This window comes from Leucobacter sp. WKLB1, assembly GCF_059696215.1.
The window spans coordinates 767,710-786,294 of record NZ_AP046115.1; the positions used below are offsets into that span (position 1 = coordinate 767,710).

General features: G+C 67.3%; 16 protein-coding genes. 5 read left to right on the forward strand and 11 right to left on the reverse strand.

Annotated elements, in window-relative coordinates; genetic code table 11:
- Nucleotides 1-9 precede the first annotated feature (9 nt).
- From ACZF5Y_RS03620 to ACZF5Y_RS03635, 4 genes are read right to left on the reverse strand one after another with little or no spacing between them, the layout of a single operon-like run.
- Nucleotides 10-2,001, reverse strand: a complete 1,992-nt coding sequence (locus tag ACZF5Y_RS03620; RefSeq protein WP_497534466.1) for a DUF6541 family protein — start codon at nucleotides 1,999-2,001, stop codon at nucleotides 10-12.
- Nucleotides 1,998-2,411: a DUF2304 domain-containing protein gene (locus tag ACZF5Y_RS03625; protein WP_497534467.1), complete on the reverse strand. Its 414-nt coding sequence runs from the start codon at nucleotides 2,409-2,411 to the stop codon at nucleotides 1,998-2,000. Before ACZF5Y_RS03625 ends, ACZF5Y_RS03620 begins: the two co-directional genes overlap by 4 nt.
- Before the next feature lie 6 nt (nucleotides 2,412-2,417).
- Complete coding sequence (locus ACZF5Y_RS03630; protein ID WP_497534468.1) at nucleotides 2,418-3,116, reverse strand: glycosyltransferase family 2 protein; 699 nt, start codon at nucleotides 3,114-3,116, stop codon at nucleotides 2,418-2,420.
- A 29-nt stretch (nucleotides 3,117-3,145) separates the two neighbouring features.
- Nucleotides 3,146-5,326: an acyltransferase family protein gene (locus ACZF5Y_RS03635; RefSeq protein ID WP_497535291.1), complete on the reverse strand. Its 2,181-nt coding sequence runs from the start codon at nucleotides 5,324-5,326 to the stop codon at nucleotides 3,146-3,148.
- Nucleotides 5,327-5,414: 88 nt separating this feature from the next.
- Here ACZF5Y_RS03635 and ACZF5Y_RS03640 point away from each other — a divergent pair, with 88 nt between their 5' ends.
- Nucleotides 5,415-6,524: a DegT/DnrJ/EryC1/StrS family aminotransferase gene (locus ACZF5Y_RS03640; protein ID WP_497534469.1), complete on the forward strand. Its 1,110-nt coding sequence runs from the start codon at nucleotides 5,415-5,417 to the stop codon at nucleotides 6,522-6,524.
- A 39-nt stretch (nucleotides 6,525-6,563) separates the two neighbouring features.
- On the forward strand, nucleotides 6,564-8,390 hold the full coding sequence (locus tag ACZF5Y_RS03645) for an ABC transporter ATP-binding protein (protein WP_497534470.1): 1,827 nt from the start codon (nucleotides 6,564-6,566) through the stop codon (nucleotides 8,388-8,390).
- Nucleotides 8,391-8,450: 60 nt separating this feature from the next.
- Here ACZF5Y_RS03645 and ACZF5Y_RS03650 read toward each other — a convergent pair whose 3' ends face one another.
- Nucleotides 8,451-9,323 carry a siderophore-interacting protein gene (locus ACZF5Y_RS03650; RefSeq protein ID WP_497534471.1) on the reverse strand — a complete coding sequence of 291 codons (873 nt, stop codon included), beginning with the start codon at nucleotides 9,321-9,323 and terminating at the stop codon, nucleotides 8,451-8,453.
- A gap of 95 nt (nucleotides 9,324-9,418) precedes the next feature.
- Here ACZF5Y_RS03650 and map point away from each other — a divergent pair, with 95 nt between their 5' ends.
- The gene (gene map, locus ACZF5Y_RS03655; protein WP_497534472.1) at nucleotides 9,419-10,192 is read left to right on the forward strand and encodes a type I methionyl aminopeptidase; all 774 of its coding nucleotides are present in this window, start codon (nucleotides 9,419-9,421) and stop codon (nucleotides 10,190-10,192) included.
- 63 nt (nucleotides 10,193-10,255) lie between these two features.
- Here the strand turns inward: map and ACZF5Y_RS03660 are convergent, their stop codons facing one another.
- Nucleotides 10,256-11,335, reverse strand: a complete 1,080-nt coding sequence (locus ACZF5Y_RS03660) for a glycosyltransferase (RefSeq protein ID WP_497534473.1) — start codon at nucleotides 11,333-11,335, stop codon at nucleotides 10,256-10,258.
- A gap of 9 nt (nucleotides 11,336-11,344) precedes the next feature.
- On the reverse strand, nucleotides 11,345-12,409 hold the full coding sequence (locus ACZF5Y_RS03665) for a glycosyltransferase family 2 protein (protein WP_497534474.1): 1,065 nt from the start codon (nucleotides 12,407-12,409) through the stop codon (nucleotides 11,345-11,347).
- A 77-nt stretch (nucleotides 12,410-12,486) separates the two neighbouring features.
- On the opposite strand from ACZF5Y_RS03665, the gene ACZF5Y_RS03670 reads away from it, so the two are divergent.
- Both ACZF5Y_RS03670 and ACZF5Y_RS03675 read left to right on the forward strand, forming a co-directional pair.
- Nucleotides 12,487-12,702: an acyl carrier protein gene (locus ACZF5Y_RS03670; protein WP_497534475.1), complete on the forward strand. Its 216-nt coding sequence runs from the start codon at nucleotides 12,487-12,489 to the stop codon at nucleotides 12,700-12,702.
- A gap of 26 nt (nucleotides 12,703-12,728) precedes the next feature.
- Nucleotides 12,729-13,745 (forward strand): 3-oxoacyl-ACP synthase III family protein, encoded by a 1,017-nt coding sequence (locus ACZF5Y_RS03675; protein ID WP_497534476.1) that lies wholly within the window; start codon nucleotides 12,729-12,731, stop codon nucleotides 13,743-13,745.
- A gap of 7 nt (nucleotides 13,746-13,752) precedes the next feature.
- Here the strand turns inward: ACZF5Y_RS03675 and ACZF5Y_RS03680 are convergent, their stop codons facing one another.
- From ACZF5Y_RS03680 to ACZF5Y_RS03695, 4 genes are read right to left on the reverse strand one after another with little or no spacing between them, the layout of a single operon-like run.
- Nucleotides 13,753-14,991 (reverse strand): glycosyltransferase, encoded by a 1,239-nt coding sequence (locus tag ACZF5Y_RS03680; protein WP_497534477.1) that lies wholly within the window; start codon nucleotides 14,989-14,991, stop codon nucleotides 13,753-13,755.
- Nucleotides 14,988-16,151 carry a glycosyltransferase gene (locus ACZF5Y_RS03685; protein ID WP_497534478.1) on the reverse strand — a complete coding sequence of 388 codons (1,164 nt, stop codon included), beginning with the start codon at nucleotides 16,149-16,151 and terminating at the stop codon, nucleotides 14,988-14,990. Before ACZF5Y_RS03685 ends, ACZF5Y_RS03680 begins: the two co-directional genes overlap by 4 nt.
- Nucleotides 16,151-17,326, reverse strand: coding sequence for a glycosyltransferase (locus tag ACZF5Y_RS03690; protein ID WP_497534479.1), 1,176 nt, complete (start codon nucleotides 17,324-17,326; stop codon nucleotides 16,151-16,153). Before ACZF5Y_RS03690 ends, ACZF5Y_RS03685 begins: the two co-directional genes overlap by 1 nt.
- Nucleotides 17,310-18,545, reverse strand: a complete 1,236-nt coding sequence (locus ACZF5Y_RS03695; protein ID WP_497534480.1) for a glycosyltransferase — start codon at nucleotides 18,543-18,545, stop codon at nucleotides 17,310-17,312. The genes ACZF5Y_RS03690 and ACZF5Y_RS03695 overlap by 17 nt, the downstream gene beginning before the upstream one ends.
- Nucleotides 18,546-18,585: the final 40 nt, after the last annotated feature.

Below are 18,585 nucleotides of genomic sequence, written 5' to 3' on the forward strand. Positions count from 1 at the left end.
GCGCGGGCGTCAACAGCCCGAAATGCGATACAGCACTGCGTAACCCTGTCGGTCCACCTCGGTGAGCACGGGAGAACGATCGAGATGCTGCATGTTCTTGAAGGGGATGCCTCGAGGGCCGGGGTCGGGGATCACGAATTTCTGACCGAAGTCGATGACGTAGGTGATATCGAGCTCACGAGAGAGCGTGCACGCGCGTTTCGGGTCGGGTACGAGTGCATTCACGAACTCGTAGTCGCGCGGGTCGTAGATGCCGCCGGAATGCGGAAACGTGACAGCCCGGTCGGCGAGCGCGTACGTGAGTGCGCTGCCGTTCAGCGGGTTGTTCGCGATGACCTCGCCCTCGGGCACCTCGTCATCGAGGCGATCGAGCAACTGCAGTTCGTCGTCGCTCACGAGCAGTGATTGCTTCGCATCGTAGCTCTCGGTGACGATCTGCTGAATGCGGAACGTGCCCGACTGGCCGATGGCCACGAGCGCGGCGATCGCGAGCACGGCGAGGATTCTGAAGGCGCGACGCGGATGCGATGCGAAAACGAGGGTGGAACGCCGCAACCCGGGCCGCAGCCACGCCCAGATCGCACGGCCTCCGAGCACCATGAGCGGGAGCGCGCCGAACGGCACCAGCGCCGCGAGACGTCGCGGATCGTTATACCAGGGACTGACGAAGAGCGTGCGCCACTCCGATGTGGGAAAGCCGTCAGCGATGACGTACAGCAGAGCGAGCGCCGCTGCGCTGCCAATCACCCAGCGCATCGAGCGCGATCGCCACGCCAGCAGTGCGCCGAGTACCACGACGGCAGAGACAGCCCATGCATGTCCTTGAATATGCGGGGTGCCGCCGATCAACTGGAAGAGTGCGCTGCGAGGCCCGAAGAACCCCTGCCACGCATTGTCGGTGGTGCGGCCCCCGACCCAGGCGACGACGACCGCCGCTGCGAAGACGCCGAGACCGATCACGGCCCCGACACCGCGTACCTCTCGCGCGTATCGCGGAAGCACCGAGATGCCTGCCGCCGTCGGCACCGGCCGACCGCGAAGCGCGCGAATGGCCGCAAACAGCACCGGGAATGCGCCCCAGACGAGCAGCACGTGCACCACGCTCGGGTGCGCGAGCGATGCGGCTCCCAGCGCGCCGACGAAGAGCAGCCAGCGAGTTGCGGGGGTGATCGGTTGCGCGCGGCGGGCGGGCCCGAGATTGAGCAATTGCAGGCCGGCGACGAGCACGAAGGGCAGCAGAATCAGCGCGAGGATGTTGGGGTAGAGCACCCCGTACCCGGCGAGGAAGAGCGGAAAGTTCGGGAACGCTGCTGCGGCGGCACCAGATATCCAGAGCACGGCTCTGCTGTGCCCGGCGATCGCGCGACCGAGCGCGACGATGCCGATGGGCCAGACAACGCATGCGGTGGTGAAGAGCACGGCATTGGTGGCGACGGGGATGCTCGCGCCGCTGAGCTGCACGACCAAGGCCACGAACGCGTGCCAGAGCGTCGGGTAGAAGACCGGCGACCCCGGCGAGGTCAGATCCATCGAGAACGGGGAGGCTGAGCCACCGTCCAAGATGTATCGCACCGCGTTGAGGTGGAAGTTCGCATCGAACGTCTGCGAGATAGCCTCAGGCTGCTTTATGGCGGAGAAGAGCGCGATCGCGAGCACGAGACCGCCGACCGCCGCGGCCGCGAGGCCGACCCACAGGTCTGACCAGCTACGGTTGCCGCCCGTCCCTTGTGCATCTGCGGGGATAGCGAACCAGCGACGCAGCAGGAACAGGATCACGCCGAGTGCTACGGCGAGCACCACCGGGGGCAGTAGCCCCCAACGAAGTTGCGCGAACGGTGCGACGATGCTGGTGATTGCGAGTACCGCGAAGCCGGCCGGCACGGCCACCGTCACGAGTGCGAACCCGCGCAGTCTCAGCGCGAACGCCGACGGCAGGCCGAGCACCGCGATGATCGCGATCGTGACGATCACGGGCAGCGCGAACGCAAGCCATGCGGTCATGCGCGCGGTGCCCCGTCCGTGCCGGTCGTTCCGGGCCGCGGTGATGCCGAAGCAGAGGCGTCACGGGCCGCCTGATCCTCGAGAATCCGCGCCTCCATCAGCGCGACCGACCGCGCAAGCTCCGTGACCCGGGCGTCGCTGCGCGCCTTTGCGCGCACGACGGTCGCCGCGAAGATGAGCATGGCGACGATGAAGAGGTAGAGCAGCAGGTCGGTGCCGCGGCCGATGCCGAAGAAGATTGCGACGGTGGTGAGCACGCCGGGGAAGAGGATCGCGGCGGCGGCGGCCAGCACGAAGAGGATGGCGAAGATGCGCTTGAGCGCGAGCGAACGTTCGCCCGGCAGAAACCGTACCGCGAGCGACGCGGCGACCACGACGACCGCGATGAGGAGAACTTGAAAGATAGACATGGGCGCCTAACGAATGATGAGGTCCACGAGGATGTTCACGGAGTTGAGCAGCGACTGCCCCTTGGCCTTCGAATAATCGGTGTAGATGACCTCGACGGGAAACTCGGTGTAAGGCAATCCGGTCTTGCCGAGCTGCACGACGATCTCGGTGCCGTGCGCCATGCGATCCTGCCGCAGCTTGATGCGCGATGCCGCATCGGCGCGAATGACGCGCAGCCCATTGTGGGCGTCGGTGAGGCGCGTGCGGGTCGTGACATTCGTCACCCACACCGCCGTCTTGAGCACGATCTTCTTGAGAATGCCCGGGTTGGTGCGGTCGTCGAGAAACCGCGAACCGAACACGATCGCCATGTCTTCGTCGCGCGACACCTGCAGCATCGCGGAAGCGTCGACCACGCGGTGCTGGCCGTCGGCATCGAACGTCACGATGTACTGCGCACCGCGTTCAAGGGCATAGCGGAAGCCGGTTTGCAGCGCCGCGCCCTGACCGAGATTGATGGGGTGGGTGACGATGCGGGCGCCCGCAGCTCTCGCGACATCGGCTGAGCCGTCGCGCGAGCCGTCGTCGATGCAGACGACGTTCGGGAAGACGGGGATGAGCTCGGAGACCACACCGCCGATCACCGTCGCCTCATTGAAGAGCGGGATGACGACCCACGTGTCGGTGTTGGCGGTCGCGCCTGAAAGCGCGGGGTCGAGCGTCATGCGACCATTCTGACAGACCGGCGCCGTGTTCACGCGGTGGGCGGCGGGATGAGCGTGGTGAGTTGCGCGTTGAACCAGCGGGCCAGCGAGAGCGAATACATGCCCGTGAGGTGGTTGTTGTCGGTATACATGATCAGGTCGCCAGTGATCATGTGGCAGGTGCCATCGGGGCAGGTCACCGTATACGTATCGACCACGGGCACGTTCAAGTCGTTCGCGTCGGCGACGAGCCAGTCGGCGAACTGCGGGTCGATCCACGCACAGACGTCGTCGGCCGCGGGGATCGCGAGCACGCAGCCCGGGCCGGTGAAGGCGTCGCCGTTCGCGTCGCGCGCGCCGACCGACGGCACGTCGCGAATCACGATGACCTGCTTGCCGGCGTCGACGAGTTGCTGCAGCCCGACCCGAGCCGCGTCCCCGAGATCGTAGAGGTTCGTGCGCAGGCTGACCAGCACGGTGTCCACAGTCGGGTCATTCGCGATGTCGGATCGCAGTGCCGCGCCCCACTCGGCGCAGCGGGCCGCATTCTCGTCGTCGGCTGCACTCGGTTCGGTGAACAGCCCGCACGATGCCCGACTCTCGAGACGCAACGACCAGTCATTGGCCGCAGCGACGCGCTGGATCGGAGCGAAGATGTGCTCGGCGTGGGAGTCGCCGATCATGACGACACCGGGAGCACTCGATGCGCCATCCGACGCCGGAAAGTCGCATGAGCGCTCCTTCCAGGAGCCGACGGTGGTCGCAGTGCAGTGCTCTGCCCCGACGCCTGAGCCGAACCAGAACCAGGGGCGATCCTGCTCCGCAAATGCCGGGTCGATCGCTGCGGTGTACTCGTGCGGGTTCGCGCAGTCATCGAGAAACGCGGAGGCCCCGACGCAGCTGGATGATCTTGCGCTCGAGCCGCCGAGCGGCTCACCTTCGATGAGCGCCTGGATCTGCGCGCGCCGGTGGTCCACGTCAGCATTGATGGCCGCGGTCTGCCCGACCACGAACCCGATGATGGCGAGCATCGCGACTGCCATGCCGCCGAATGTCGCCCAGCGCGTGCGCAGCACCCCGGGTGCGCGGCGAATCGGTTCTTCGACAAATCGCTGCGTGAGCCACGCGAGCACGACGGTGATCGGCAGCACGATGGCGGCGAGGCGCCAGTGCGCCATCGCGCCCGTGCTGTCGCCGAGCAGCGCCGGCACGGCGACGATCAACGGCCAATGCCAGAGGTAGATGGCGTACGACGTGTCGCCGATGAACTGCACGGGTCGCAGATGCATGAAGCGCTGCGGGCTCCCGGCGAACGCCGCGTCTCCGGGGGAGCGATCACCGAGCCAGATCAGCGCGGCCGTCGCGCCGACCGGAAGCAGCGCGATCCATCCGGGAAAGGCGGTCGCCGCGTCGAACGCGACGGCCGACCCGACGATGACGACGAGCGCGATCCAGCTGCCGGCGAGCTTCATTCCCGGAGCCCAGCGCGACGCCGGAACCATTGAGATCAACCCCCCGAGCACGAATTCCCAAGCGCGGGTTGTCGTGAAGAAGTAGGCCGTCTGTTGCGAACGTGCGGTTTCGAGAAACGAGTACGTGAGCGATGCGATGAATACGACGAGCAGGAGTGCGAGCACGATGATGCGCAGGCCCGGGCCGCCGCGCTTCGCCGCGATCAGCGCGAGACTCGCGGCCACGGCGATGAGGATCGGCATCACCAGGTAGAACTGCTCTTCGACCGAGAGCGACCAGTAGTGCTGCGCAAGCGACGGCGGGTTTGCAGCGTTCAAGTAGTCGACCGCGTCGGCCGCGAGGTGCCAGTTCACGATGTAGCCGGCCGCGAACCCGATGTCGCCCAGGTTCTGCGCACGGCTGATCGAGGGCATCACGGTCAGGGTCAGGATCGCTGAGACCGCGAGCACTAGGAGCGCCGCGGGCAGCAGCCGCCGCACTCGTCTGGCCCAGAACTCCACGACCCGCACGCGGCCGGTGCGCTCCGCTTCGCGCAGCAGGTGCCCCGTGATGAGAAAGCCGCTGATCACGAAGAAGACGTCGACGCCGATGTATCCGCCGGGCAGTCGTTCTGGAAAGAGATGGAACGCGACGACGAGTGCGACCGCAAGTGCGCGGAGACCCTGGATGTCGCGCCGTTTTCCCCGCGACGACGAGGCCGCTGCCGGGGCGGGATCGTGTCGCGGGGTGGTCTGCAGAGGTGCGTGCTGGGAGTCGATCGGACCAGGCTAACAGGGCGCAGCGCGGCGGTGCCGGTATCCTGGCAGCTGACGATCCGCATAACCGTGCGCGAAAGGTGATTCTTCTATGTCTGATTTTATTCCTGCTGCCAAGCCTCTCATCGGCGACGAGGAGCGCGAGGCGGTTGATCGGGTGCTGCGTTCCGGAATGATCGCGCAGGGGCCCGAAGTTGCGACGTTCGAGCAGGAATTCGGTGCACACTTCGCCGAGGGCCGTCCCACAGTGGCCGTGAATTCTGGCACGAGCGGTCAGCACCTCGGCCTGCTTGCTGCAGGCGTCGGTGCGGGTGATGAAGTCATCGTGCCGTCATTCACCTTCGCCGCGACCGGCAACTCTGTCGCGCTGACCGGGGCCACCCCGGTCTTCGCCGATATCGAGCCCGACTCGTTCACGCTCGATCCGGAGTCGGTGCGAGCCGCGATCTCGCCGCGCACCAAGGGCATCATGCCGGTGCATCTCTACGGTCACCCGTTCCTGGTCGATCAGATCGAAGCGATCGCGCAGGAGCACGGCCTCGCTATCTACGAAGACGCCGCGCAAGCCCACGGCGCCTCCTGGAAGGGGCGCCCGGTCGGCACCATCGGCGACTTCGCCATGTTCAGTCTGTACCCGACGAAGAACATGACCTCGGGTGAGGGTGGCATGGTCACGTGCGCCACCGAGGAGCTCGCCCGCGGCGTTCGCCTGCTGCGCAACCAGGGCATGGAGACCCAGTATGCGAACGAGGTCATCGGCTTCAACGCGCGCATGACCGATGTGCACGCCGCGATCGGCCGCGTGCAGTTGACCAAGGTCGACGCCTGGACGGCGCAGCGTCAGGCCAACGCCGCGGCGCTCAACGCCGGTCTTGCGGGCCTCGACGGCGTCACCACGCCGATCGTCGCCGACGATGCAGTGCACGTCTACCACCAGTACACGATCCGGGTCGATGCCGACGAACGCGACCGTCTGCGCGACGCGCTGAAAGAGGAGCACCAGGTGGGATCGGGCGTCTACTACCCGATTCCGAACCACCGCCTGCCCTCGCTCGCGCACTTCGCCCCGGGGCTCGACTTGCCCGAGACCGAGCGCGCCGCCACCGAGGTGCTCTCGCTGCCCGTGCACCCCTCGCTGACCGAGGGCGACCTCGAACGCATCATCGCCGGCGTCACCGCGGTACTGCGAGCCGGAGCCTAAGCCGGGTACGCCCGCGTTCGCGGGTCGCCCGACAGCATCATGAAACACATCTGGACTACTCTCCGTCAGCTGCTGCCGCTGCTGCCGGATGGCGCGCAGCGCTACTTCGTCGGCTACATCGTCGCGACAAGCCTCATCACGGCGCTCGATGCCATCGGCATGGCGATCCTGGCGGTGACCATCGGCCCGATGCTCGCCGGCAACGCGATCACCGTGCCCGTGCTCGGCAGGATCGGCGTCGAGTCGGCGCCTCTGCTGGTGCTCATCGCGCTCGCGCTCATGATGCTGAAATCGCTGCTCAACGTCATTCTGCAGTGGTTCGCCACCCGCCGCTTCGCGAAGTACGAGCTCGAAGTGGGCGACCGCCTGTTCCGCGCCTACATCGGCGCGAGCTGGGAGGAGCGTTCGAAGCGCACGGTCGCCGAGATCACGCGTATCGCCGACGCCGGCATCGCGAACGCGATGGCCGGCTTCGTGCTGCCGCTGATGCGGGTGCCGAGCGCCTTCTTCACCTTCATCCTGGTGCTCGGCGTGCTCGTGGTCTCTGACCCGGCGACCTCCGTCATCGCGTTCGTCTACCTCTCGCTCGTAATGCTGCTCGTGCACTTCGTCGTCACGAACCGCTCACTCGAGGCCGGCCAGGTGAACCGCGACTACAGCTACCGCGTCGCGAACCTCATGACCGAGATGATCGACGCGCTCAAAGAGCTCAGCCTGCGTAACCGACTGAACGAGGTCGCCGACCTCGTGACCGACAACCGACGTCACGGCACTCGCGCCCGTGCAAACGGCTCGTTCCTCGGCGTGCTGCCGGGCTTCGCGTTCGAGATGGCGCTGCTCGGCGGCATCGCGCTCATCGGCGTCAGCGCGTACTTCTTCCAGGGCGGCGTGCAGGGTGCGCTCTCGTCGGTCGCGCTCTTCGCCACGACGGGCTTCCGACTGATTCCGGCGCTCACCGCGTTGCAGGGCGGCATCGTCCAGGCGACCGCGAGCCTGCCGGGTGCCCGAGACGTGGTCGGCGACCTGATCGCTTCGGAACGCGACGTGCAGACCTCGCAGACTCCGGCCGACACCGCCGAGCTCGCCGAGAACCCGCGCCTGCTGCGCCTCGACGACGTGCAGTTCCGCTACCCCTCGGCAGACGCCGATGTGATCCGCGGCATGTCGCTCGATGTGCCGCTCGGCAGTTCCGTCGGCATCGTCGGCCCGTCGGGTGCCGGCAAATCGACGCTCATCGACCTGCTGCTCGGGCTCAGCCAACCCTCGCAGGGTGCGATCGAGATCGACGGCGACCCCATGCAGTCCGTGCTGCGGCAGTGGCGCGGCCGGGTCGGGTACGTGCCGCAGCGCGTGGCGCTGTTCGATGGCACCATCGCGCAGAACGTGGCGCTCACCTGGGGCGAAGAGATCGATCGCGACCGGGTGATCCACGCGCTGGAGCGCGCGCAGCTCGGGTCGCTCATCGCCGACCGCGCCGGCGGTATCGACGAGCGCATCGGCGAGCGCGGTATGTCGCTCTCGGGCGGCCAGCAGCAGCGCCTCGGCATCGCCCGCGCGCTGTACACCGATCCGCTCGTGCTCGTGCTCGACGAAGCGACCAGCTCGCTCGACACGAAGACCGAAGACGAGGTGACGAAGTCGATTCGCAGCCTGCAGGGTGAAGTGACGCTGATCTCGGTCGCGCACCGCCTGTCAACGATCAAGGATTACGACCGCATCTGCTATCTCGACGAGGGCATCATTGTCGCGCAGGGCACGTTCGCCGAGGTTGCGAGAGCCCATCCGCCGTTCGGCGAGCAGGTCGCGCTCGCGGGGCTCGGCTCGCTGCTGCGCGACGCAGAACCACCCGCAGGCGCCGGCGTCTGAGCTGTGCGCGTCGAGAGCCGTCCCGTGAAGCTCGGGGCGGCTCTCGACGCTTCGAGTGTTCTACTCGGCAGCCTCGAAGATCTGGCCGACCGCTTCGCGCTTCTCCGCTTGGAATCCATCTTCCGCGCGGCCCAGCGCCCAGTAGGCGGAGAGCGAGAGCGCGCGGCGATCGATACCCCAACTGTTGTGCAGCAGCACGCGGAGCTCTTTCATTGCCCCGCGCTCGCCGTGCGCGAAGACCTCGGGGAGCACCTCGGGTACCGGCAACGCCTGTGCGGCCGCGACGAGCACAGTGCCGTGCGTCGCGTGCGTTCCGTCAGGCTGCTCGCGGTGCAGCCAACGCACCTCCACCCCGTACGGGTGGCGGAGTTCGATCTCATCGTCAGTGTTTCCGACCTCGATCAGTACGAGTCCCTGGGCGCTCGCCGGGGTCTCTTCCAACGCCGCGGCGATCGCGGGGATAGCGGATTCGTCACCGAGATAGAGGCGCGGCACCTGGGCGTCGATTGACGGCGCGAATTGCCCGCCCGGGCCTGAGAAGGTGACCAAATCGCCTGGCTGCGCGGAGGCGGCCCATGGGCCGGCGATGCCTTCGTCACCGTGCACGACGAAGTCGATCGCGAGGGTGTCGGTCGCGGCGTCGATCGAACGGATCGTGTAGGTGCGGCGCACCGGCAGATCCTCGAGCGGGAGTCGTTCGCGCAGCTCTTCGAGGTCGTAGGGCGGCTCAAGGCCGAGCTCGGGCTTCGCGAAGAGCAGCTTCACGTACTTGTCGGTCTGCGCCAGCCGCTCGGGGTCGGCCTCACCCAGAAACGCCGCGAAGTTGTCGCCACCGAGGTGCACGCGCACCAGGTGCGGGCTGATGCGCTCGGTGTGGTCGACGGTCAGAACACGAGCGGGGCCGCCGCGACGGCGGGGAGCGGATTCATTCACTCCCTCACCGTATCGCTGGCGACGGCTGCATCTCTAGCGACATCGGACGAATCACAGGATCGTGGGCCGCGTGGCGGCGAGTACGATGGACCCCGATGATTGAGATCCTGAACGACGACCAATTGAGCCGAGCCCGACGCGCGGGGGCGCTCGTCGGCAACATCCTCCAGGCGCTGCGCGAGCGCGCCTCCGTCGGGGTAAACCTGCTCGAGCTCGACCGGCTCACCGGTGAGCTCATTCGTGAGGGCGGCGGAGTCTCGTGCTACCTCGACTACGCACCGTCGTTCGGCAACGGCCCGTTCGGGCACTACGTGTGCACCGCGGTGAACGACGCAGTGCTGCACGGCATGCCGCACGACTACGCACTTGCCGACGGCGACCTGCTGACCTTCGATCTCGCGGTGACCGTGGACGGGATCGCGGCCGATGCGGCGATCAGCTTCATCGTCGGCGAGCGACGCGACCCTGCTGACGAGGCCCTGATCGCCGCGACCGAGGAAGCCCTGCGCGCGGGCATCGCAGCTGCGAAGGCCGACGCCCGCATCGGCGACATCTCGAACGCGATCGGCAAGGTGCTGAAGGGTGCCGGGTACTCCGTGAACATGGAGTTCGGCGGTCACGGCATCGGGTCGACCATGCACCAGGATCCGCATATCGCGAACAGTGGTCGCGCCGGTCGCGGGTACCGCCTGCGACCCGGCCTGCTGCTCGCCATCGAGCCGTGGGTGATGGCCGACACCGACAAACTCGTGTTCGACGCCGACGGGTGGACGCTGCGCAGCGCGACCGGAAGTCGCACCGCGCACACCGAGCACACCGTTGCGATTACGGAGAACGGCGCTGAGATACTGACGCTGCCCACTCGCTAGAAGGGCTACGCTCGCCCGGCGCGGGCGCGGGCGCGGGCGATGCCGAGGCGGTCGTGAGCGGGCTCAGCCCCGCATGATGCGGTAGCCCGCGAAGAGCGTGCGGAACGGCGCCTGTGCGTGGAGCGCGCGGAGGGGGTTGCGCGTGAGCAGAGTCGGCACCGACAGGTATCGGTGACGCACCTCGAGCAGCGCGGCGATCGATTCAGGCGTGGCGCCCGGGTCGCGGAGGCCGTCGAAGACCGCGCGATCCGCCAATGACAGGTAGTCAGACGCGCCCGGAGCGAGCCCCAGAAGTCGATCGATGAGCGACAGCAGCGGCGCGCGGTTGGCCCGCACATCTTCGATCGTGCGTGCTCGGGCGAGAATCGCGTCGAACACGTGGATGCGCACGAGCTTCACGACGATCGCGAGCCGATCTGCGGCTGCGGCATTCACGAACCAGGGGAGCGACTCGAGTTCGTCGAGGAACGCGAAATCCTGGGCGACTGGCCGCGGTGCGAAGGTGACACGATCGCCGGCATCGGCATTGATCACGTAGGCCGGGCCGTGCAGATCGTACGCGAGGGCCTGGGCGGTGTACCAGACGGTGAGCGAGTACGTGAGATCCTCACCCGATGGCAGGCCGTCGGTGAGACGCAGCTCGCCGAACCGTGCGCGACTGATCAGACCCAGGGGAGCGCTGCGGTAGGCGAGGCGATCTTTGCGGGGGTGCAGGTGCTCGGTGCGCCGGCCGAGTCGCACGGGCGGGTACGGATCGGTGCGACCGGTGTCGAGTTGGATCTTGGCGAGCACCGCTTCGGCGCCCGTGCGCTGCGCGATCGCGAGCCACGAATCGATGGCGCCCGGTGCGAGTTCGTCATCAGACCCCATCACCGAGATGTAGGGCGCGGTTGAACTCGCGAAGCCGTGGTTCATCGGCCCAGCGGGCGACTTGATGCCGTCGCGCAGCTCGAGCAGACGGAGTCGAGGATCGTCGGCGTGCGCGCCTAGGTTCGCCCGGATGGTCTCGGGATCGATGTTGTGCGCGACCACGTTCACACGCACGGCCGCCCGCGTGTGATCGAGTACCGAGGCCGCAGCCCGGGCGATCGGCCGCGAGGCTGAATGGACGGCGATGGTGAGGTCGACGAGCGGCTCGGTCATGCTTCGATGCTAGACCGTCATATCGCGCAGCGTGCGCCGCGGGCCCTGACGGTGCAGCGAGAGCAGTGGATTGCGGGTCAACTGGGAGTCGAGGCCGCCGGCCCAGCGCAGATCCAGCAAGTGCCGCACCGTCGAGGCCTCGACGGAGGGATCGAGCACGGCATCGATGGCCGCACGGTCGCGGCGCGAGAGCACCGAGATCGCGCCCGGCGCGATACGTCGGATGCGCGTCACCAGCGCGGCGAACTCGTCGCGGTGCGCCGCGAGCCCGCCATCGGTGTCGAGGCGCGCGAGCACCGCATCGAAGAGGTGCAGGCGAAACACCTTCGCCCCGAATACCAGTCGCTGGCGCCGCGAGAGCGCGCGGAACCAATCGCTCGCGACAATGGCCTCGAGAAACGCGAAGTCGTCGGCGAGCGGGCGCCGTTCCGCAGTGACGCGGTCTTCGGCGTCGGCTCCGAAGACATACGCCGGGCCGGTGCGATCGTAGGCGAGCGATGCCCCGCTGTAGGCGATGCGCGCCGATACCTCGAGGTCTTCGCCAGAGCGCAGCGACGGGGTGTATCGCAGATCGCCGAAGCGGTTGCGGGAGAGCAGCCCTACGGGTTCGGACCGATAGGGCAAGCGATCCCGCACTGCATCAAGTCGTTGGGTGCGGCCGGGGCGTGTCGGCGGCAGCGGGTCGGGCGTGTCTGAGCCCTGGCGCTCGATGCGTGCGAGTACCGCGTCGGAGCTGCTCGACGACGCGAGACGCAGCCACGAATCGAGAGCGCCGGGTGCGAGCCAGTCATCGGAATCGAGCAGGCTGAACCACGGAGCCGACACCAGACCGAGACCGTGATTGCGGGGCCCCGACGGCGAGGCGACGCCGTCACCGAGTTCGTGCAGTTCGACGCGAGGGTCGTCTGCCGCGCCCCCGAGCGCCTCGCGAATGCCCGCGACCGGGGTGTTGTGCGCGATCACGAGCACGCGCACCTCGACCGCCGTGCGGTCGAGCACCGAGGCGACCGCGCGCGCGATGGGGCGCGTCGGCGTGTGCACGGGAACGATGACGTCGACGAGGGCGTGGCTCATGCGTCGATGGTAGCGGCGATTCGCGGGGCGATCCGCTCTGGTTCGGCGGCCGCTTTCGGCTTGCTAGTCTCATTCTCATGGAAAAAGAAAGCCTGCTGCAGCTCGTCGCCGAGATCCTCGAGGTCGACGCCGTTTCTGAGACGGAGAACCTGGAGCATCAGGGCTGGGACTCGCTGGCGAACCTGTCGTTCATCGCGGAAGCCGACATGCGCGCGGGTATCGAGATCAATGCCGATGAGCTGGCAGACGCTCAGACGGTGGAGGATCTGTTCGCCCTCGTTCAGCGCGCATAATCCCCGATCTGCGGCCGGAGTCTGGAGTGCACGCGCGCATCACCGCCGTTGACTATCACCTGCCCGAGCGGGTGATCACCAATGCAGACCTCGCCGAGGAGTTTCCGGAGTGGAGCGTCGACAAGATCGCGGCCAAGACCGGCATTCATCGGCGGCATATTGCCGGGCCCGACGAGTATTCTTCGGATCTCGCGATTGCTGCTGGTCGCCGCCTGATCGAACGCGACGGCATCGACCCTGAATCGATCGACTACGTGCTCGTGGTCACGCAGACGCCCGACTATCTGCTGCCGACGACGGCCTGCATCGTGCACGAGGGGCTCGGGCTCCGCGCCTCGGCGGGCGCTGCCGACATCAACCTCGGCTGCTCGGGCTACATTTACGGTCTGGGTCAGGCCAAAGGTCTGATCGAGTCGGGACAGGCTGAACGCGTACTGCTCGTCACTACCGACACCTACACAAAGCTCGTCAACCCGCGTGACAAGAGCGTGCGCACGATCTTTGGCGACGGTGCCGCAGCGACCCTCGTCGAGGCTGACACGGACGACGAGGCCGTGGAGCGCATCACCGCGATTACCTACGGCACGGACGGCAGCGGCGCTGGGCGTCTCACCGTACCCCACGGCGGGCTGCGCGGCGGCACAGATCTCGAGCCCCGGTCGACCGCCGCAGCGCGTGGCCTGGAGAGTAACGGGTACGACCTCTACATGGACGGCCCGGAGATCTTCAACTTCACCCTGCGCGTCGTTCCCGAATCCGTGGACGCCGTCCTCGCAAAGGCGCAAGCCGGCGTCGACGATATCGACCTCTTCGTCTTCCACCAGGCCAACGCGTTCATGCTCGAGCACCTGCGCAAGAAGCTGAAAGTGCCTCAGGAGAAATTCTTCGTGTCGCTCGCGGAGACCGGCAATACCGTGTCGTCATCGATCCCCATCGCGCTCGCTCACGCCGTGTCAGCGGGGGAGCTGCGCCCGGGCATGCGGGTCATGCTGCTCGGGTTCGGCGTCGGCCTCTCGTGGGGCGGGCTCATACTGACCTGGTAGCCGGTCGTCACTTGGCTGTGCTGGTGCCCGTGATCCAGTGCTCGATCAGGGTTCCGGCGCTCAAACGCCCCGAATGCACGGCCTCTACGAATTCGGGTCCATCGGCGGCGATCCGCTGCGCGCGCTCCGGGTCGGCGATGAGCTCCTCGACCACGGCGAGGAGCGTATCGGGGGTGGCTTCCACGATGGGGAGGTTCAGCCCGGACTGCGCGCGCACGTACTCGCGCGCGAACGGCATGACGTGCCCGATCACCACGCGACCGGCCGCCATCGCCTCACAGGCGGCGACGCCGTACGACCCAGCACGGAACTGGTCGATGACGACGTCGGCGGCCGCGAACGCCGCAGGCATGAGTGCCGACGGGGTGCCGGTAATGAGCGAGTACTCGACCGCGCCCGAGGCGATCAGCGGGGCGAGGGCGGGCTCGATGTAGTTGCTGCCCTTGACGAGCGGGTCACTCGGCGCATGGGCGATCCGCAACGGTCGACCGGAGAAGCTCGGGGACGCGGGGGCGCGGAATCGTTCGACATCGACGACAACCGGGCACCAGAACGCATCTGGCACGTCGGCGACGAGATCCGGAGTCGAGATGAAGACCGGCAAGTCGAAACCGGCAATGAGTGCGGCGTTCGCGCGGGCGTCGGCTTGGAGCTGCGCGGTGCGCGGATCTTCGGGATACATCGACCACGGGGTGAGCTCCGCGTGCCGCTCGGGGTCCCGTATGTCGGTGCCGTGGCACAGGAATGCGACGCTCACGCCGGCGTCGCCCAGTGCCGTGATCTCGGCGGCGAGATCGCGTTGAAAGCGCTTGCCGAACATCGGCCGCTCGGCCTCGACCAGCACGTGCGTGAACTGCCGTGCGGCCTCCCACTCGGCTGCGGCCCACTCGCCCGACGCATTGACCGAGGCGATGGGCACCAGGGTGTCGGCCGGGAACGCGAACCCGCCCGGCAATTCGATCGCCGCGTTGCGCGCGGCAATATCGGTGCCGAATTCTTCTAATGCTCGGGCCCAGCGGAAGCCCTGGCCGGCGTAGTTGGTCGGTGCAATGTACACGCGGGTGCCCACGTCAGGCACGCTTGTCGTGGGTGCCGGGCCGTCCCCGCCGAGCAGCCGACCCGCGATACGGCCCACGAAGCCGTCGGGGTTGCGGGCCGCTGACTCCATGAGTCGTTGCATCCAGCGGGGGAGCTTCGAGCGGTGCGACACCGCCCAGCCCGCGGCTCGCGCGAACCAGCCGCTCACGAGGCGTTCCGTTCGGCGGCGACGGCGACGATCTCGTGCGCCACGCGATCGGTCACCGCCTGCATCGAGTGGTGCGCCGCCGTCCACGCGGCGAGATCTCGCCGCTGCAGCGCGGTCGCCGGGTGATCAGCCGCCCGACGCATCGCCTCGGCAATCGCCGAGGAGTCATACTCGACGGCCTGACCCACCGCCACGTCGTCGGAGGCGCGTTCGAGGAACGCTGCGGTGGGGCCTGGGCCGGCGAAGATCACCGGGCACCCGGTCGCCATGGACGAGTAGATCTTCGACGTGAACGCGTACTCGTACCCTCCACCGGGCAGCAGCGTCGCCAGGCTGACGGTGGCCGCCGCGAGCTCGGGTCGAAGCGCTTCCGGCAGCACGGAATCGCGCATCTCAACTTGCACGCTGACTCCAAGATCGCGCGCGCGATCCTCAATTGCCTGCCGCTCGGTGCCGTTGCCGATGAACCGCAGTGTGAATCCGGGGTGCGTGCGCGAGAACTCCGCGAACGCGTCGACGAGCACGACCGCACCGTGCAAGTTGCTGAACGTACCGGCATAGACGAAGGTCGGCTGGATCGGCCGCTCCTCGTACACGAACGAGTCGGTATCGGCCCCGAAGCCGGTCACCGCCATCGGCGTCTGCACGCCGAGCGCTCGCGCGCGTTCCACGACTCCTTCGGAGATCGTGACCATGCGCGCGGCACCGCGCATCGTGAATCGCTCGAACGCGCGCAGCACCGTCACCACCGCGCTCGAGCCCGTCGCACCGGACGCCGCATCAGACCACACGTCGGCCGCGTCGTACACGTAGGGCATACGGCGCAGCGCGCAGATGACGCGGACGACCGCTCCCGTGGTGGGCGGGGGCTCGACGAAGACGGCGTCGGATCGCCTGGAGAACAAGAGCCGGAACGCGAGGGGCGCGTCGAAGCTCAGATACTGCAGATACCCGCGAACGTAGCCGGTGCGATCGCGCAGCACGGGAAACGTGCGCACGTGTTCTCCGCGGGAGCCACTTCCCTGCCCCGGAAGCGGCCGCGCCGTCAATACTTCGACTTCGTGCCCCTGCGCCGTGAGCGAGTCTGCGACCCCGCCCAGAAACAGCGACGCTGCAGAGGGCTCGGGGCGGTAGATGCGGCTCGTGATGGTAAAGCGCATCAGTCGCGATCCAAGAACTCGCGCATCAGCACATCGCGCGAGAAATTTGCGGTGTGCAAGCGGCGTACGAACTCCGGGCCTCGGGCTGCGACCTCGCGGTAGTGGTCGCGACGAGCGGCGATGTCGCGGATGACCGACTCCAGGTTTTCGATCGTGGCCTCGGGAATCGGCAACGGCATGCCGGCGGCGGCCTCGACCGTGGACCTGACCTGATCGCTCACGTGCGCGAGCACGATGCGTCCGGACGCCATCGTCTCGCAGGCAGCGACCCCGTAGTCTCCAACCCGGAACTGGTCGAGCACGATGTCGGCGTCGGCGAACACGCTCGGCATCTGATCGTTCGGAATGCCCCGCAGCTCGACGTACTCGATGACGCCCTCGTCGTGCAGTTTGCGCGCGATCGGCTCGATGAATCGCGTTCCCTTGACGATCGGGTTCGTCGGTGCGTGCACCACCTTGAGGCGCGGGCGTTCGAGCAGCGGTGACGTATTCGCCCATTTGTCAGGGTCGATGATGACACCGAGGAAGTGCGCAGCGGGCAGGTCGAGCAGCAGCCCAGCCGTCGACACGAAAGTAGGAAGTGAGAGTTCGTCGATGAGCTGCAGGTTCTCAGCGACGACCTTTTCCACGAGTTCGGGCGCGACCCATTCGTCGTCGCGGAAGAACGACCACTGCTCCAGCTCGGCGTGCCGAGACGGCAGACGCACATCGGTGCCGTGGCCCACGAACGCGACCTTCAGGCCGGCGTCGTGCATGAGCGAGATCTGCTTGCGCATGTCGCCGGCGTACAGCCCGCCGAGTACCGGAAAGCAGGCCTCGATCAGCACGTGTGTGTAATTCTTGCGCAGCGCTTCGATCATCGCTCGCTGCCAGGCGCGCGAGTGCTCTGCCGTGCGCCAGGAGACGGTGTAATCAGCCGCATATCCCAGCGGGTTGTTTGCTTCGTGTACGTAATTGCGCGCCGAGACCCGGCCAGTAGTCTCGACAGCGCGCGACCACTGATACCCCTGGCCCGCGTAGTTGACTGGACCTACGAGCAGCCGGGCGGGCCGAGTAATATCGGGCACCGGGGGTTCCGGAGGAATAATGCCCTGCGCGCGATCGACTGCCGATGCGATGGCGTCTTGCGCGAACTTCGGGGTGAACTTCCAGAGACGCTCAGCGACGGGGTGCACCTCGGCCATCCTTTCGGTCGGGCAGCGAAATCCAGTGGTCCAAAAGCGCACGTGCTGCAAACGCGCCGTCGTGCACGTGCCGCACGAATGCGATGCCACGGGCTCGAGCGGCTCGGAGATCTGGGTCTTGGGCGAGGCTCCGAAGCGCCGCCTCAAGGGTAGCCGGTGTCGCCTCGGTAATTGGGAGCTCATCTCCGGACGCGTCGCGGACAGCCGATCGCACTTGCTCGGAGACCTGGCCGATGACGACGCATCCGGCCGCGAGCGCCTCGCACGCCGCGACACCGTAAGAGCCCGCGCGGAACTGGTCGAGCATCACATCGGCTGCAACAAACTTCGCCGGCATCTCACTCGACGGGACGCCCTGTATTAGCTCGAACGTGATGAGGCCGGCATCGCGCAGTCGTTCGAGCACCGGCACGATCAGGGGCGTGCCCTTGTACGCGGCGACCGAGGGCGCGTGCACGACATGGAGAGGGGTGCCGGGGCGTCGCTCGTTTCGGGACCGAGCGGCCCAACGCTCCGGGTCAACGGTCACCGGGCACCACACGGCGTTCGGTAAATCCACCAGCAGATCAGGGGTCGATACGAAGGCTGGGCACCCACTCGACTCGACAAGCGCGATGTTGCGCGCGGCCAGCTGCTCCGCTCGAGGCAGATACACGGCATCGTCCGCGTAATACGACAGGGGATTGTGCTCGATGTGCCGAGACGGGAGGCGGGCATCGGTACCGTGCGCCAGATAGGCGACGTTCACCCCGGCCTCCTCGAGCGCGCGCGCCTGCGCGCCCACCGAGCGACGCATCAGCCGACCGAAGGGCGGCTCCTCGGCTTCGATGAGCACGTGGGTTGCCTGCGTAGCAGCCGCGAATTGGCGCCGCTGCCAGTCGGGGTCGTTGTGATACGTGCCCTGCGGCACGACGAGATCCGCATCGAACGAGAAGCCGCCGGGCACATCGATCGCCATGTTTCGCGCTGAAACGTCGGAGTTCGCCTGCTCAAGCGCCCGAGCCCATGCGATGCCCTGGGCTGAATAGTTCACCGGGGCGATGAGCACCCGAATCGGCTTCTGATCGAATTCGGTCGCGAGAACGCTGCCGCGTGCCGCGGGCCGACCGAGTCGGCGAGCGGCGATCCGGCCGAGCGGACTCATCGGCGCATCTGCGAGACGATCGATCGCCCGGTTCACCCAGTGCGGCAACCGGTTGCGGTTCACCACTCGTCATCCCGATCGCGCCGCAACTGCATGTCCTCCATCA

What these genes read in the sequence shown, in the direction of transcription:
- ACZF5Y_RS03645 (WP_497534470.1), top strand. Translation starts at nt 6,564, where the DNA reads ATGAAACACATCTGGACTACTCTCCGTCAGCTGCTGCCGCTGCTGCCG.
- ACZF5Y_RS03640 (WP_497534469.1), top strand. Translation starts at nt 5,415, where the DNA reads ATGTCTGATTTTATTCCTGCTGCCAAGCCTCTCATCGGCGACGAGGAG.
- ACZF5Y_RS03660 (WP_497534473.1), bottom strand. Translation starts at nt 11,335, where the DNA reads ATGACCGAGCCGCTCGTCGACCTCACCATCGCCGTCCATTCAGCCTCG.
- map (WP_497534472.1), top strand. Translation starts at nt 9,419, where the DNA reads ATGATTGAGATCCTGAACGACGACCAATTGAGCCGAGCCCGACGCGCG.
- ACZF5Y_RS03670 (WP_497534475.1), top strand. Translation starts at nt 12,487, where the DNA reads ATGGAAAAAGAAAGCCTGCTGCAGCTCGTCGCCGAGATCCTCGAGGTC.
- ACZF5Y_RS03685 (WP_497534478.1), bottom strand. Translation starts at nt 16,151, where the DNA reads ATGCGCTTTACCATCACGAGCCGCATCTACCGCCCCGAGCCCTCTGCA.
- ACZF5Y_RS03620 (WP_497534466.1), bottom strand. Translation starts at nt 2,001, where the DNA reads ATGACCGCATGGCTTGCGTTCGCGCTGCCCGTGATCGTCACGATCGCG.
- ACZF5Y_RS03630 (WP_497534468.1), bottom strand. Translation starts at nt 3,116, where the DNA reads ATGACGCTCGACCCCGCGCTTTCAGGCGCGACCGCCAACACCGACACG.
- ACZF5Y_RS03665 (WP_497534474.1), bottom strand. Translation starts at nt 12,409, where the DNA reads ATGAGCCACGCCCTCGTCGACGTCATCGTTCCCGTGCACACGCCGACG.
- ACZF5Y_RS03625 (WP_497534467.1), bottom strand. Translation starts at nt 2,411, where the DNA reads ATGTCTATCTTTCAAGTTCTCCTCATCGCGGTCGTCGTGGTCGCCGCG.